Here is a 13783-nt window from a genome sequence, read left to right as displayed (position 1 = left end):
GAAGACCACGTTATCTCGGGTCCGTTCCGGCTCTCACCAACCGCCTCACCAGGGTCTTCCGGTGCGTCGTGCGGGTGAGGGCGCCGGAGCCCGGGACCGATTGGGGCATAAGTTTTGGACACGGTACTTGGGCTATCAGTGACGCCGGCCGCCGTTGGGTGGGTTCTCGCTGAGGGACACGGCGCAGACGGCACCATTCTGGATCACCAGGAGCTGGAGCTGCCCGCCGGCCGCGGCCCGCACGCCGCCAGTACCGCGGAACAGGTGACGAACGAGATATTGCGGGTGGAGGCGCAGGCGGCCGCCAGCGACCACCGGTTGCGAGTCATCGGAGTGACCTGGAACGACGAGGCGTCCGCGCAGGCCGCGCTGCTACTGGAAGCGCTCACCGACGCCGGATTCGACAACGTCGTCCCCGTCCGGTCACTCGACGCCATCGAGACCCTGGCCCAGGCCATCGCACCGGTCATCGGCTACGAGCAGACCGCCGTCTGCCTGCTCGAACGGGATTCGACGACCGTCGTCATGGTCGACACCCACAACGGGGAGACCCAGACGGCGACCAAGCAGGTGCGCGGCGGCTTCGACGGCCTGACCCGCTGGCTGACCGGCATGTTCGACCGCAACGGCTGGCAACCCGGCGGGGTTGTCGTCGTCGGCGCGCACAGCGACATCGATGGTTTCTCGTGGCAGCTGGAAAAGACGCTGCCGGTACCGGTTTTCGTGCAAACGATGGCGCAGGTGACCGTCGCGCGGGGTGCGGCGCTGACCGCCGCCCGAAGCACCGAGTTCACCGACGACGAACTGATCGTGCCCCCGAGCCAACCCGTCGCAACGCCGGAGGCGCAGCGCAGGCTGCCCTACGCCGGGGCGGTGACCACGCTGGCCGCCGGCGTGGTCACCTTCGTCTGCTCGATATCGCTCGCGGTTGGCATTCAGCTGGCGCCCGCGAGCCAACCGGCGCAACGGCACACGGAGCACGCGCCGGCCCCACAGACCGCGGAGGCGGTGGCCCCGCCCCCGGTCGTCGCGCCGCTGACCCCGCAGGCGAAGGTTCCCACCGCGGAACCGGTTATCGAGCCCGCCACCCCGGAGGCGCCGCCGCCGGACCCCGGCAACCGGCAGCCCTACCTGACCAGAGTGCTCGAGCACATACCGGGCGACGCCGGTGACCCGACGGGCGACTCGGCGCCGCAGGCGCCCGCCCAGCCGCAGCCCTGACAGCCGGTCGGTCAACCGTCCTTCGCGTGAATCGCGTTGCAGGACACCGAAACCTCGTCGGCGACCTGGACCGACCCCATCAGCAGCGAGTACGGCTTGACGCCGTAATCGGTTTGCCGGACGGTGGATTCGACCGACATTCGCCACCGCGCACCGAGATCCTCGGTGCGCACATCGACGATGTGGTCGCGGGACTTGCCGCGAATGTGCAGCTTCCCGCTCAGGCGGTAGCCGTCGTCGGTCTTGTCGACGATGTCGGCGGCGAATCGGATCTCGGGATAACGCTTGGCGTCCAACGACTTCAACGCGTTCGACTTCACCAACAGCTTCTCCGGCCCGGATAATCCCTTGACCCCGCCCTCGCCCTGCAACACCTCGAACGAATCGACGTCCACGGTCAGCTCCGCGGAGACCGGCTGGGCGCCGGTCCACACCACCGTGGCCTCCCAGCGCGTCATCGCGATGGTGAGCCGATGTCCCATTCGCGCCACCCGGCCCGCCACGCCGGTGCGGATCAGCAGCTCACCGTCGGATGCGGTCAGCGTCCACTGGTCGGTCACAGCCCGACTGTAGTCACATCGTCAAAACGGTGCGGTAGTGCGCTCGCCCCTGCTCCAGCGTCGCATAGCCCTCGGCCGCCCGCTGAAGCGGCAGCTCCTCGATCCACGCCCGAACACCGGACAGGACCGCGAAATGCATAGTGTCCTCGACGTCTTTGGCCGTTCCGGAGGGATGGCCGACGATGCTGACCCCCGGTGTGATCAGCTGGATGGGACTGATCGGCAACGGTTCGGGCGTGACGCCGATGGTGACGAGCTCGCCCTGCGGCGATATCCCGCCGACGGTCGCGGCCATCGCCGGCGAGTTGCCCGCGGTCGCCAGCACGACCGCCGCGCCGCCCAGCGCCTTCAGCGCTTCGGCGGGATCGGTGGCGGTGGAGTCGATGTAGTGGTGGGCGCCCAACTTTCGGGCGTCCTCCTCTTTGCCGCCGCCGCGGGCGATCGCGATGGTCTCGAAGCCCATCGCCCGGGCGAACTGCACCCCGAGGTGACCCAGCCCGCCGACACCGAGGATGGCGACCCGGTCGCCGGGCACCGCCTTCGTGTGCCGCAAGGCGTTGTAGGTGGTGACGCCGGCGCAGCCCATCGGCGCGGCTTCCGCGTCGGAAAGCCCCGACGGTATGCGGGCGAGCGCACTCGCCGGGACGGTCACCGATTCCGCGTATCCGCCCGGGTATTGGTAGCTCGGGACCTTTCCGTTCTCGCAATGAATGAAGCGGCCTTTGCGGCACTCCTCGCAGTGGTAGCAGCAGCCGCCGAACCACCCGACCGCGACGCGATCGCCGACGGCGAAACCCTGGACACCATCGCCGAGTTCGGCGATGGTTCCGGCGATTTCGTGCCCGGGCGTCAACGGCCACGTCATGCCGGGGAAGCCGCCCGAGACGAAGTGCGCGTCCGTGCCGCAAATGCCGCAGGCGGTGACCGTCAGGCGCGCCTCATCGCGACCCGGCGACTGGGTTTCGACATCGACCAGTTCTAACGGTGCCCCGGCCGACTTCACATGAACAGCTCGATGGGTTGCCATGGAAGTTGATGCTACTGTGCGGCACCAGCTTTCGCGCCGTTGGTGTGGTAGTCGACCTGCCAGTGCTTGATCCCGTTGAGCCAGCCCGACCGCAGCCGTTCGGGTTTGCCGATCGATTCCAGGTTCGGGATGCCGTCGGCGATCGCGTTGAACATCAGGTCGATGGTCATGCGGGCAAGGTTGGCGCCGATGCAGTAGTGCGCGCCGGTGCCCCCGAACCCCACGTGTGGGTTGGGGTCACGCAGGATGTTGAAGGTGAACGGGTCGTCGAACACGTCCTCGTCGAAATTGGCCGAGCGGTAGACCATTACCACCCGCTGGCCCTTCTTGATCTGCACGCCGGACAGTTCGTAGTCCTGCAGGGCGGTGCGCTGGAACGACGTGACGGGGGTGGCCCACCGGACGATCTCATCGGCCGCGGTGACCGGGCGCTCGGACTTGAACAGCTCCCACTGGTCGGGGAAGTCGGTGAAGGCCATCATGCCCTGGGTGATGGAGTTGCGGGTGGTCTCGTTGCCGGCCACCGCCAACAGGATCACGAAGAAACCGAACTCGTCGTCGGAGAGCTTGTGGCCGTCGATGTCGGCCTGCACCAGCTTGGTGACGAGGTCTTCGCCCGGGTTCTTCGCCCGGTCGGCGGCCATCTGCATGCCGTACATGATGAGTTCGACCGAGGCGGTGATGGCGTCGTTGTTGGCGAATTCGGGGTCCTGGTCGCCGACCATTTCGTTGGACCAGTGAAAAAGCTTCTTGCGCTCTTCCTGTGGCACACCCATCAATCCGGCGATGGCCTGCAACGGCAGCTCGCATGACACCTGCTCGACGAAGTCACCGCGGCCCTGTTCGGCCGCTTCCTCCACGATGCGCCGGGCGCGCTCGGCGAGGTCGCCGCGCAGGCGCTCGATGGCGCGGGGAGTGAAGGCGCGCGAGATGATCTTGCGCAGCCGGGTGTGCTGCGGCGCGTCCATGTTGAGCAGGACGTACTTGCCGCGTTCGATCTGCTCGCCGACCGTGCCGTCCTTATAGCGCGGCAGCGCGGTCTTCTGCAGGCTGGAGAAGACGTCGCTGCGCAGCGAAATCTCTTTGACGTCTTTGTGCTTGGACACCACCCAGAAGCCGCCGTCGTCGAATCCGCCCGCCCCGATCGGCTGCTCGTTCCACCAGATCGGCGCGGTCCGCCGTAGCTCGGCCAGTTCCTCCACCGGTAGCCGCTCGGCGTGGATGTCCGGATCGGTGAAGTCGAATCCGGGCGGGAGATTGGGGACCGGCTTGGCGGTTGGCTCGACGGTTGGCATTGCCCGCTCCTCGATGACGAAGTGGTCTAGTCGTCTTTGTGCAAATAAACCATTGCCGCACCACCGTTGGGAAGCATTGGCGCAAGATCGCCGGGCGCGAATTGGAACGTGTTCCTCGCCCGCCGGCGGCCGTGCCGATACGGTCTTGTGGCCGGCGGTCCGATGGATATGCTTTGGTGCAGGTCACCGGCGACGACAAGCGGGGTGGAAGATGATTCGGGAATTGCTCAGCGCCGCTTCATTGGCGGGCATCGCGATCGGCGTGGCGCCGTGTGCGTCTGCGGGCTACGACGGCGACGTGCCGAACATGAACTATCAGGCCTCGTTGGGGGCGCCGTGCGACAACTACGAGCGGTTCATCTTCGGCCGCGGGCCCAGCGGCCAGGCGGAGGCGTGCCACTTCCCGCCGCCCAACCAGTTCCCGGCGGCCACCACCGGCTACTGGGTCATCTCCTATCCGCTGTACGGGGTGCAGCAGGCCGGCGCGAAGTGCCCTGGGCCGCAGGCCGCTGCGCAGTCCGATCGCGGGCTGCCCATGCTGTGCCTGGGCGAACGGGGCTGGCAAGAGGGCTGGTTCACCGGGGCAGGATTCTTCCCGCCGTCCGAATGAGCGGCTGAGTTATGAACGACGGGCGGCCCGGCGCAACGCCGATCCCACGCTGGCTGCGCTTGGTCCTGGCGTCGGACCGCGCCGGCTCGGCGTGGTACATCGGGACCGGATTCTTTTTCGCGCCGGTGCTGGCGGTGCTGTCGCCGTGGCCCGCGGTCACGGCCGTCCTGTGGGGAATCATCGGGCTGACCGGGCTGTGGCTGGGGCTGCTTGGCATCGCGATGGCCGTCGGCCTGGCCCGGATACTGCGCTCCGGCGCCGAGATCCCCGAGTCCTACTGGCGCACCTTGGTGAACTACTAGCGCCGCGCGCCCGGACTAGAGTCATAGCGACTGTCCGGTGACTAGAGGAGACGCGAGATGGGTTTCACCCCGAAAGATGCGGTCGACGCGGCCAAGGACATCGCGACCAACGCGGTCGAGAAGGCCTCCGACATCGTCGAACACGCCAGCGACATCATCCGCGGTGACATCGCCGGCGGTGCCAGCGGCATCGTTCAAAACTCGATCGAAATCGGCACCTACGCCGTGGACCGGGCCAAAGAGGTGTTCATCGGCCACGACGAAGGCGACGACGTAGACGACGTCTAGCGATCGTCAGACGGAGGCGGCCTCGTTGAGCTCGTCGAGCCGGTTGGTCGCCTCGAGGTACTCCTGCACCCAGCGCTCGATGACGGTCGCGGTCTTCTCCACCTTCTGGAACTGACCGACGACCTGTCCGACCGGGTTGAACGCGACGTCGACGGACTCGTTGGGGTACCTGTTGGTGGCCCGCACCGCCATGCCGGAAACCATGTACTGCAGCGGCATGCCGAGCGGCTTCGGGTTGTCCGGCTGCTCCCAGGCCTCGGTCCAGTCGTTGCGCAGCATCCGGGCCGGCTTGCCGGTGAACGAGCGGCTGCGGACGGTGTCGCGGCTGCCCGCCTTGATGTAGGCCGCCTGCTGAACCGGGGTGTTGGAAGACTCCTCGACCATCAGCCACTGGGAGCCCGTCCACGCGCCCTGGCAGCCCAGCGCCAGGGCCGCGGCGATCTGCTGGCCGCTGCCGATGCCGCCCGCGCCGAGCACGGGGACGGGGGCGACCTCCTTGACCACCTGCGGCCAGAGCACGATCGAGCCCACCTCGCCGCAGTGGCCGCCGGCCTCGCCGCCCTGGGCGATGATGATGTCGACGCCCGCGTCGGCGTGCTTGCGCGCCTGCGAGGGGGAGCCGCACAGGGCGGCCACCTTGAGTCCGGCCTCGTGGATGTGCTTGATCATGTCGGCCGGGGGAGTGCCGAGCGCGTTGGCGATCATCTTCACCTTCGGGTGCTTGAGCGCCACCTCGACCTGAGGTGTCGCGGTCGCCTCGGTCCAGCCGAGCAGCTGCAGGCTGTCGCCGTCGCTGTCCTCGATCGGCACGCCGTGGTCGGCCAGGATCTTCTTGCCGAAGTCGAGATGCTCCTGGGGCACCATCTTGCGCAGCGTCTCGGCCAGCTCTTCGGCCGACAGGTGCGAGTCCATGCCCTCGTACTTGTTCGGGATCACGATGTCGACACCGTAGGGGTGGTCGCCGATGTTCTCGTCGATCCAATTGAGCTCGATCTCGAGCTGCTCGGGCGTGAAGCCGACCGCGCCGAGCACGCCGAACCCCCCGGCCTTGCTGACCGCGACGACGACATCTCGGCAGTGGGTGAACGCGAAGATCGGAAACTCGATACCAAGCTCATCGCAGATGGCGGTGTGCATGCCTACTCCTGTGGGGCGCGGACCGAAGCCAGAAAATTGGAACGTGTTCTAGTTTAGTACGAAGGGCATTGACGTGGCCAGCGGGTCCTGACCTGCGCGTTGTCACTACTACCCGTCGCGTGGTCGCTCAGACCGCCGCGCTCCGCGCGATCCACAGCGCCAGGAACGCGAACATGCAGCCGGCGCACACGAGGTGATCCCGGCAGATGGACCGCGCCAGGCGGGTCTGCTCATGCGGCCCGTCCCCGCGGCGCCCGAGTCGCACCGCGTCAGGCACCGTCTGCGTCAACGCCAGCAGCATCGGGATCCCCGCCAGGGCGGCCGACAGGACCAGGAGCCACCAGGGGTCGTGCCCGCGCGCGGACTGGTAGGTCAACGCGACCAACAGGATCACCATGACGGCGGCGATCAGCCGGCTCATCGGGCGAGACGTGGTCGTCGCGCGGTGGTAGTAAGCCGCGATGGAACCGAGCACCGCCTCGGGCAGATCGGTTGGCACAGACCGGAACCGGAGGACTTGGACGTCGAAGATCAGGTCCATCCACAAAACCGCGAACAGGAACCCACCGCAGGCCGTGAGCAGCGAGGCCATGGCGCTCCTCCATCTCGCTCGTCGAGGTGACCCATTGTCCCAGCGATCGGGCTATTGATCCGCTCCCTGCGCAGCGGGTACCGTAGTGCTTCCAATTACGACACGGCGAGTAGCGTAATTTGACAGCCCCGTTCACCGAGAGGATCGGCTCGATGCGCAGCGCCTATGCCGGCGATCCCTTCACCACGTCGACGGCCGAGATCGAGGCCGCCCTGGCGGAGGTCAGCATCCCGACGCTGCTGCTTTCGCTCGTGCACATCACCGGCGACGCGCGCTTCATCCGCGACTTCAAGCAGATGGGCGTCTTCCTCAACGAGATTCAGGGATTCATGTCCGAGGAGGACAAGGCCCGGGCCCGCGCGGCGGCCTTGCCGGTGATCACCGACTATCGCGACCGCGGCTGCCCCGAGCCAAAGCCGCTGAGCCTCGAGCTCATTCGGGAGATGATGGACTGGGCGGCCTGCGAACACGTCAGTGACGACTACCTGCCCCTGGTCCTCGAAGAGATTGACCTCGAGGCCGTCGACCCGCGCCGGCCGGCCGCCCTGCCGACCGAGAGCGCGGCCGACATTCCGGTCCTGGTCGTCGGGTGCGGCGAATCGGGCATCCTGGCCGGAATCCGGCTCAAGCAGGCCAACATCCCCTTCACCATCGTGGAGAAGAACGCCGGCCCGGGCGGAACGTGGTGGGAGAACAGCTATCCCGGCGCGCGCGTCGACGTGGCCAACCACTTCTATTGCTACAGTTTCGAACCCAACAACGACTGGACGCATTTCTTCGCCGAGCAGCACGAGCTGCGGGACTATTTCACCCGTGTCATCGACAAGCACGACCTGGCCGAGCACGTGCTGTGGAACACCGAGGTGCTGGCCGCCGAGTGGATCGACGACGACGCGACCTGGAGCGTCCGGCTGCGCGGCGCCGGGGGTCAGACCAGCACGGTGCGCGCGCGGGCGCTGATCACCGCGGTCGGTCAGTTGAACCGGCCCCACATCCCCGAATTCGACGGCGCCGAGAGCTTCGCAGGGCCGTCCTTCCACTCCGCCGCCTGGGACCACTCCGTCGACGTGAGCGGAAAGCGCGTCGCGCTCGTCGGCGCCGGCGCCAGCGGTTTTCAGATCGCCCCCGCCATCGCCCCGGATGTCGCGCACCTGAAGGTGTTTCAGCGGACCGCGCAGTGGATGTTTCCCAACCCGATGTATCACGACGAGGTCGGCGAGGGCATGCGGTGGGCCATGCGCCACCTGCCGTTCTACGGACGTTGGTACCGCTTCCTGGTGCTGTGGCCCGGCTCCGACAAGGGCCTGGACGCCGCGGAAAGCGACCCCGACTACGCCGACCAGGAACACGCGGTCAGCGACATCAACGCCGCCGCCCAGATGATGTTCTCCCAGTGGATCACCAGCCAGGTCGGGGAATCCTCGGAGCTGCTGAGCAAGGTGATGCCCGACTATCCCGCGTGCGGCAAACGGACGCTGCAGGACAACGGCAGCTGGTTGCAGACGCTACAGCGCGACAATGTCGAGTTGGTGCGCACACCCATTCGGCGGATCACCCCGCGCGGCATCGTCACCGAAGACGGCGTGGCGCATGACGTCGACGTGATCGTGTACGCCACGGGATTCCGGCACACCGACGTGCTCTGGCCGCTGAGGATCACCGGTCGCGACGGAGTCGACCTGCACGAGATGTGGGGGAGCCGGCCGTATGCCTACCTCGGCATCACGGTTCCGAACTTCCCGAACTTGTTCATCATCTACGGGCCCGGAACGCATCTCGCCCACGGAGGCAGCCTGATCTTTCAGTCCGAATTGCAGATGCGGTACATCGACCAGTGCCTGGCGCGGCTGGCCGAGGGGGACGTGCATTCGCTGGAGCCGAAGCCCGAAGCCGCCACCGATTGGCATGAGCGGACCCAGAACCAGATCAAGAAGATGGTGTGGGCACACCCCGCGGTCAAGCACTCCTACTTCAAGAACGCCGACGGGGAGATCCACACCGTCAGCCCGTGGCGCCTCAACGAATACTGGGCCGCGGTGCGCGAGCCCGACTGGTCCAACTTTGTTGTGCGGCAAGGGAAGTGAGCACACCAGCATGCGTACGGTAGTCGTCGACGGCCCCCACAGCATCCGGGTCGACACCCGGCCCGACCCGTCGCTGCCCGGCCCCGACGGGGCCATCGTCGAGGTCACCGCCGCCGGCATCTGCGGATCCGACCTGCACTTCTACGAGGCGGATTTTCCGATGGCCGACCCGATCGCGCTCGGCCACGAGGCGATCGGCACCGTGGTCCAGGCGGGACCCGACGTGCGCACCGTCAAGGTCGGGGACCAGGTGATGGTGTCATCGGTGACCGGGTGCGGCGCGTGCGCCGGCTGCGCCACCCGCGATCCGGTCATGTGCCACAACGGCTTCCAGATCTTCGGCGGTGGCGTCCTGGGCGGGGCGCAGGCCGACCTGCTGGCGGTGCCGGCGGCGGACTTTCAGCTGCTCAAGATGCCGGAAGGCATCAGCGTCGAACAGGCGCTGCTGCTCACCGACAACCTCGCCACGGGCTGGGCGGCGGCGCAACGCGCCGACATCCCGCCCGGTGGCACCGTGGCGGTCATCGGCCTGGGCGCCGTCGGCCTGTGTTCGCTGCGCAGCGCGCTGTTCCAGGGCGCCGCAACGGTTTTCGCGGTCGATCAGGTCGACGGACGGTTGGACCGCGCGGCGCGGTGGGGGGCGACGCCCCTCAAGGCGCCGGCGGTCGAGGCCATCCTCGCGGCCACCGGGGGGCGCGGCGCCGACGCGGTGATCGACGCCGTCGCCACGGACGCGTCGTTGACCGACGCGCTCAACGCGGTGCGGCCGGGGGGGACCGTGTCGGTCGTCGGTGTGCACGACATGAACCCGTTCCCGCTCAACGCCCTGGGCTGCCTGATCCGCAGCATCACCCTGCGGATGACCACGGCGCCGGTGCAGCGCACGTGGCCGGAGTTGATCCCGCTGCTGCAATCCGGGCGCCTGGACACCGACGGCATCTTCACCACGACGCTGCCGCTGGACGAAGCGGCCAAGGGCTATGCGACCGCCGCGTCGCGGTCGGGCGATGACGTGAAAGTTCTGTTGACGCCCTAGGTCGCCCTCAGCGTGTCGCCGTGATGTATTGCGACCGCATGAAGCTGTCGATCTTGACGTCGACGTCCGGCGGGGTCATCCCGTAGCCGGCCTGCAGGTCGAGCGTGTTGCGCACGGGCTGGACCGTCCACCCGTGCGCCGCCAGCCGTTCCGCCGGATCGGTCTGGGGTTCGTACGTCAGCGCGGAGAAATCGACGTCACCGGACATGTTGACGCCGGGATGCGCCGTCTCCAACGCCTCGAGCTGGTCGTGGTCCAGCCGAGATCCCAACGCGCCGATGGCAATCCGGCTGCCGGGCGCGCTGAGGCCGCTGATCCGGGTGAAGAGCGTGTTCTGGGCCTCGTCGGTCAGGTAGGGCAGCACCCCCTCCACCGACCAGGCGCTGGGCCCCTCGGAGTCGAAGCCGGCGGCCTCCAGCGCCCTGGACCAGTCGGTGCGCAGGTCGGCGGCCACCTCGACCCTGCGGGCCTTGGGCGCCGCGCCCTCCCCGTCGAGCACGCGCGCCTTGAATTCCAGCACCTTCGGCAGATCGATCTCGAAAACGGTTGTGCCCGGAGCCCATTCGAGCCGATACGCCCGGGAGTCCAGCCCGGCGGCGACGATCACCGCCTGCCGTATGCCCGCCGCGCCGGCCTCCTCGAAGAAGTCGTCGAAGAATCGCGTCTGCACGCCGTAGAGGCGGGGGAAAGCCATCTCGTCTTCCGACGTGCCCGGATTGGCAACCGCGGCGGCCAGATACGGGTCTTGCGAGGCGGCGATGAAGACCTTGGCGTAATCGTCCCGGACCAGCGGCTGCGGGCTCAGGGCGTGCACCGCGCGCCACCCGGCCACCAGCAAGGCGGTGTAGCCCACGCTGCTGACGATGTCCCAGTTGTCATCGTCGGAACGGAGCGAGCCGAACTCGGGCGTCGTGCTCATGTCCGCTCCTCACGTCAGAAGAATCGGCCGCCGAAGCCGACAGCTTCAACGTACTCAGAGTTCCAACAACACCGTGACCGGGCCGTCGTTGACCAACTCGACCCGCATGTGCGCACCGAACACCCCGGTCCGCACCTCGGCGCCCAACCGCTGCAGCGCCTCGGCGAAAGCCGCGACCAGCGGCTCGGCCACCGGGCCGGGAGCGGCGGCGTTCCACGACGGTCGCCGCCCCTTGGCGGTGTCGGCGTACAGGGTGAACTGACTGACCACCAGGATGGGCGCGTTGACGTCCGCGGCCGACCGTTCATCATCGAGAATCCTTAAATACCAGAGCTTTTCGGCGATCCGCCGCGCCTTGTCGAGGTCGTCGCTGTGGGTGACGCCGACGAAGGCCAGCAGGCCCTGGCCCTCCGGCCGGATGGCGCCCACCGCCTCGCCGTCGACCGACACCGTCGCCGACGCGACCCGCTGGACCAGAATGCGCATGGGCTCGATGCTGCCAGCCCGGCCCCGCCGGAGAATCGGTAGGCTCGCCGTGTGTCAGTGCTCGTCGCGTTCTCCGTCACCCCGATGGGGGTGGGCGAGGGTGTCGGCGAGATCGTCGCGGAAGCGGTTCGGGTGGTGCGCGATTCCGGGCTGCCGAACCGGACCGATTCGATGTTTACCGTGATCGAGGGCGAAACCTGGGAAGAGGTGATGGCGGTGGTGCAGCGCGCGGTCGAGGCGGTGGCCGCCCGTGCGCCCCGGGTCAGCACGGTGATCAAGGCGGATTGGCGGGCCGGGGTCAGCGACGCGATGACGCAGAAGGTAGCCAACGTCGAGCGTTACCTGTCCAACCCCTGAACGGCGTCGGTGAACGCGCGCTCGGCCGCGTCACCGTGGACCGCGAACACCACCTTCTCCAGCGAGCCCGCGGAATGTCGCCGGACCGCGTCCACCATCAGTCGCGCTGCCTCGTCCAGCGGGAAGCCGCCGACGCCGGTGCCGAACGCGACCAGTCCCAGCGTGCGGCAGCCGAGCTCGTCGGCCCTTCGCAGCGTGGCGGCGGTGGCGCGCGCGATGATCGTCGCCGAGGTCGGGCCGCCAAGCTCCATGGTGGCGGCGTGGATGACGTAGCGCGCGGGCATGGCGCCGGCCGTGGTCTCGACGGCTTCCCCGAGGCCGATGGGCGCCTTGCGCGTCGATTCGCGCTGCACCTCCGGACCGCCGGCGCGGGCAATGGCCGCGGCGACACCGCCGCCGTGGCGCAGTTGCGTGTTGGCCGCGTTGGCGATCGCGTCGAGTTCGAGTTTGGTGACGTCTGCCTGCACGACCTCCAGCTCGATCATCGGCTCATTGTCTCCCGGCCCTGCCAGTAGGCTCATGGCGGTGAGCGCACGCGCAGGCATCGTCGTCACCGGAACCGAGGTCCTCACCGGGCGCGTCCAGGATGCGAACGGGCCGTGGATCGCAGACCGCCTGCTGGAGCTGGGCGTCGAGCTGGCGCACATCACGATCTGCGGCGACCGGCCCGCCGACATCGAGGCGCAGCTGCGCTTCATGGCCGAACAGGGCATGGACCTGATCGTCACCAGCGGCGGCCTGGGACCCACGGCCGACGACATGACGGTCGAGGTGGTGGCCCGGTTCTGCGGCCGCGAGCTGGTGTTGGACGACGAGACCGAAGCCAAGATCGCGAACATCCTCAAGAAGCTGATGGCCCGCTTCGAGGGTGTCGATTTCGAGGCGGTGCGCGCCGCCAACCGCAAGCAGGCGATGATCCCCGCCGGCGCTCAGGTGCTCGACCCGGTCGGCACCGCGCCCGGTGTGGTGGTCCCCGGGACGCCGACGGTCGTCGTGCTTCCCGGCCCGCCGCGCGAGCTGCAGCCGATGTGGCGCCGCGCCATCGAGACGCCCGCCGCGCAGCAGGCGATCGCCGGCCGGACGGCCTATCGGCAGGAGACCGTGCGAATGTTCGGGCTGCCCGAGTCGGGTCTGGCCGAGACGTTGCGCGACGCCGAGGCGTCGGTACCCGGCTTCGAGTCGCTCGAGATCACCACCTGCCTGCGCCGCGGCGAGGTCGAAATGGTCACCCGCTACGAGCCGGACAACGCCGACAGCTACGCCAAGCTGATGCAATTGGTGCGCGACCGGCACGGCGAGCAGGTCTTCTCCGAAGACGGTTCCACGGTGGACGATTTGGTCGCCAGGGCGCTGGCCGGCCGCCGGATCGCGACGGCCGAATCCTGCACCGCGGGGCTGCTGGCGGCGCGGCTGACCGACCGGCCCGGATCGTCGGACTACGTGGCCGGCGGGGTGGTCGCCTACTCGAACGAGGCGAAAGCCGAGCTGCTCGGCGTCGACCCGGGGCTGATCGAGGCGCACGGCGCGGTGTCCGAGCCGGTGGCCGAGGCGATGGCGGCCGGCGCGCTGAGCCGTTTCGGCGCCGACACCGCCGTCGCGATTACCGGAATCGCCGGGCCGGGCGGAGGGACGACCGAAAAGCCGGTGGGCACAGTCTGTTTCACCGTCGCGCTAAGTGACGGCGCAAATTACACCCGCACGTTGCGGCTGCCCGGCAATCGCTCGGACATCCGGGAGCGCTCGACGACGGTGGCCATGCACCTGCTGCGGCGCCTGCTGGCCGCTGGCGACTAGGCCCGACTTCGAGATTGCCGCCATGGTCGCGATTGGCGTCCAAACCACAACCGCAGCGGCAATCTCGACGTAGAA

The 13783-nt window shown here is 68.2% G+C and carries 16 protein-coding genes; 8 read left to right on the top strand and 8 right to left on the bottom strand.

The window, feature by feature from the left end:
- The first annotated feature begins 114 nt into the window (after positions 1 to 114).
- Entirely contained in the window at positions 115 to 1221 is a 1107-nt protein-coding gene (locus tag A5730_RS02675) for a hypothetical protein (RefSeq protein ID WP_067895261.1), read from the top strand.
- Between the two features lie 11 nt (positions 1222 to 1232).
- Here A5730_RS02675 and A5730_RS02670 read toward each other — a convergent pair whose 3' ends face one another.
- The 3 genes from A5730_RS02670 to A5730_RS02660 are packed head-to-tail and all read right to left on the bottom strand — an operon-like array spanning position 1233 to position 4103.
- Positions 1233 to 1781, bottom strand: a complete 549-nt coding sequence (locus tag A5730_RS02670) for a YceI family protein (RefSeq protein WP_067895257.1) — start codon at positions 1779 to 1781, stop codon at positions 1233 to 1235.
- A gap of 13 nt (positions 1782 to 1794) precedes the next feature.
- On the bottom strand, positions 1795 to 2808 hold the full coding sequence (locus A5730_RS02665) for an alcohol dehydrogenase catalytic domain-containing protein (protein ID WP_067895255.1): 1014 nt from the start codon (positions 2806 to 2808) through the stop codon (positions 1795 to 1797).
- 11 nt (positions 2809 to 2819) lie between these two features.
- Positions 2820 to 4103 carry a cytochrome P450 gene (locus A5730_RS02660; RefSeq protein WP_067895252.1) on the bottom strand — a complete coding sequence of 428 codons (1284 nt, stop codon included), beginning with the start codon at positions 4101 to 4103 and terminating at the stop codon, positions 2820 to 2822.
- A gap of 211 nt (positions 4104 to 4314) precedes the next feature.
- Here A5730_RS02660 and A5730_RS02655 point away from each other — a divergent pair, with 211 nt between their 5' ends.
- Genes A5730_RS02655 through A5730_RS02645 form a run of 3 tightly spaced genes read left to right on the top strand, consistent with a single transcriptional unit; the run spans position 4315 to position 5303 of the window.
- Positions 4315 to 4713, top strand: a complete 399-nt coding sequence (locus A5730_RS02655; protein ID WP_067895249.1) for a hypothetical protein — start codon at positions 4315 to 4317, stop codon at positions 4711 to 4713.
- An 11-nt stretch (positions 4714 to 4724) separates the two neighbouring features.
- Positions 4725 to 5015: a hypothetical protein gene (locus A5730_RS02650; protein WP_067895246.1), complete on the top strand. Its 291-nt coding sequence runs from the start codon at positions 4725 to 4727 to the stop codon at positions 5013 to 5015.
- 57 nt (positions 5016 to 5072) lie between these two features.
- Positions 5073 to 5303, top strand: coding sequence for a hypothetical protein (locus A5730_RS02645; RefSeq protein WP_067895243.1), 231 nt, complete (start codon positions 5073 to 5075; stop codon positions 5301 to 5303).
- A gap of 6 nt (positions 5304 to 5309) precedes the next feature.
- Here the strand turns inward: A5730_RS02645 and A5730_RS02640 are convergent, their stop codons facing one another.
- Positions 5310 to 6440, bottom strand: a complete 1131-nt coding sequence (locus A5730_RS02640) for a nitronate monooxygenase (protein ID WP_067895240.1) — start codon at positions 6438 to 6440, stop codon at positions 5310 to 5312.
- A 127-nt stretch (positions 6441 to 6567) separates the two neighbouring features.
- Positions 6568 to 7032 carry a hypothetical protein gene (locus tag A5730_RS02635; RefSeq protein ID WP_067895238.1) on the bottom strand — a complete coding sequence of 155 codons (465 nt, stop codon included), beginning with the start codon at positions 7030 to 7032 and terminating at the stop codon, positions 6568 to 6570.
- A gap of 152 nt (positions 7033 to 7184) precedes the next feature.
- Here A5730_RS02635 and A5730_RS02630 point away from each other — a divergent pair, with 152 nt between their 5' ends.
- Both A5730_RS02630 and A5730_RS02625 read left to right on the top strand, forming a co-directional pair.
- Positions 7185 to 9116: an NAD(P)/FAD-dependent oxidoreductase gene (locus tag A5730_RS02630; protein WP_067895235.1), complete on the top strand. Its 1932-nt coding sequence runs from the start codon at positions 7185 to 7187 to the stop codon at positions 9114 to 9116.
- Between the two features lie 10 nt (positions 9117 to 9126).
- A complete protein-coding gene (locus A5730_RS02625) occupies positions 9127 to 10152 on the top strand; it encodes an alcohol dehydrogenase catalytic domain-containing protein (RefSeq protein ID WP_067895232.1) in 1026 nt (341 codons plus the stop codon).
- A 7-nt stretch (positions 10153 to 10159) separates the two neighbouring features.
- Here A5730_RS02625 and A5730_RS02620 read toward each other — a convergent pair whose 3' ends face one another.
- Together A5730_RS02620 and dtd are read right to left on the bottom strand one after the other, a co-directional pair.
- Entirely contained in the window at positions 10160 to 11071 is a 912-nt protein-coding gene (locus tag A5730_RS02620; protein ID WP_067895229.1) for a class I SAM-dependent methyltransferase, read from the bottom strand.
- 54 nt (positions 11072 to 11125) lie between these two features.
- Entirely contained in the window at positions 11126 to 11557 is a 432-nt protein-coding gene (gene dtd, locus A5730_RS02615; protein WP_067895227.1) for a D-aminoacyl-tRNA deacylase, read from the bottom strand.
- A gap of 51 nt (positions 11558 to 11608) precedes the next feature.
- Between dtd and A5730_RS02610 the strand changes: the two genes are divergently transcribed.
- Entirely contained in the window at positions 11609 to 11914 is a 306-nt protein-coding gene (locus A5730_RS02610; RefSeq protein ID WP_067895223.1) for an MTH1187 family thiamine-binding protein, read from the top strand.
- Here A5730_RS02610 and A5730_RS02605 read toward each other — a convergent pair.
- Positions 11896 to 12399, bottom strand: a complete 504-nt coding sequence (locus A5730_RS02605; RefSeq protein ID WP_067895219.1) for a macro domain-containing protein — start codon at positions 12397 to 12399, stop codon at positions 11896 to 11898. The genes A5730_RS02610 and A5730_RS02605 overlap by 19 nt on opposite strands.
- A gap of 34 nt (positions 12400 to 12433) precedes the next feature.
- Here A5730_RS02605 and A5730_RS02600 point away from each other — a divergent pair, with 34 nt between their 5' ends.
- On the top strand, positions 12434 to 13708 hold the full coding sequence (locus A5730_RS02600; protein ID WP_067895216.1) for a competence/damage-inducible protein A: 1275 nt from the start codon (positions 12434 to 12436) through the stop codon (positions 13706 to 13708).
- Positions 13709 to 13783: the final 75 nt, after the last annotated feature.

Source organism: Mycobacterium sp. ACS4054, from assembly GCF_001667275.1.
Classification (GTDB): domain Bacteria; phylum Actinomycetota; class Actinomycetes; order Mycobacteriales; family Mycobacteriaceae; genus Mycobacterium.
Note: the sequence above shows the minus strand (reverse complement) of the source record. Positions and strands in the feature narration are given on the sequence as shown.

Coding starts and splice junctions, on each gene's coding strand:
- A5730_RS02665 (WP_067895255.1), bottom strand. CDS start 2,808: ATGGCAACCCATCGAGCTGTTCATGTGAAGTCGGCCGGGGCACCGTTA.
- A5730_RS02660 (WP_067895252.1), bottom strand. CDS start 4,103: ATGCCAACCGTCGAGCCAACCGCCAAGCCGGTCCCCAATCTCCCGCCC.
- A5730_RS02655 (WP_067895249.1), top strand. CDS start 4,315: ATGATTCGGGAATTGCTCAGCGCCGCTTCATTGGCGGGCATCGCGATC.
- A5730_RS02650 (WP_067895246.1), top strand. CDS start 4,725: ATGAACGACGGGCGGCCCGGCGCAACGCCGATCCCACGCTGGCTGCGC.
- A5730_RS02645 (WP_067895243.1), top strand. CDS start 5,073: ATGGGTTTCACCCCGAAAGATGCGGTCGACGCGGCCAAGGACATCGCG.
- A5730_RS02640 (WP_067895240.1), bottom strand. CDS start 6,440: ATGCACACCGCCATCTGCGATGAGCTTGGTATCGAGTTTCCGATCTTC.
- A5730_RS02635 (WP_067895238.1), bottom strand. CDS start 7,032: ATGGCCTCGCTGCTCACGGCCTGCGGTGGGTTCCTGTTCGCGGTTTTG.
- A5730_RS02630 (WP_067895235.1), top strand. CDS start 7,185: ATGCGCAGCGCCTATGCCGGCGATCCCTTCACCACGTCGACGGCCGAG.
- A5730_RS02625 (WP_067895232.1), top strand. CDS start 9,127: ATGCGTACGGTAGTCGTCGACGGCCCCCACAGCATCCGGGTCGACACC.
- A5730_RS02620 (WP_067895229.1), bottom strand. CDS start 11,071: ATGAGCACGACGCCCGAGTTCGGCTCGCTCCGTTCCGACGATGACAAC.
- dtd (WP_067895227.1), bottom strand. CDS start 11,557: ATGCGCATTCTGGTCCAGCGGGTCGCGTCGGCGACGGTGTCGGTCGAC.
- A5730_RS02605 (WP_067895219.1), bottom strand. CDS start 12,399: ATGATCGAGCTGGAGGTCGTGCAGGCAGACGTCACCAAACTCGAACTC.
- A5730_RS02600 (WP_067895216.1), top strand. CDS start 12,434: ATGGCGGTGAGCGCACGCGCAGGCATCGTCGTCACCGGAACCGAGGTC.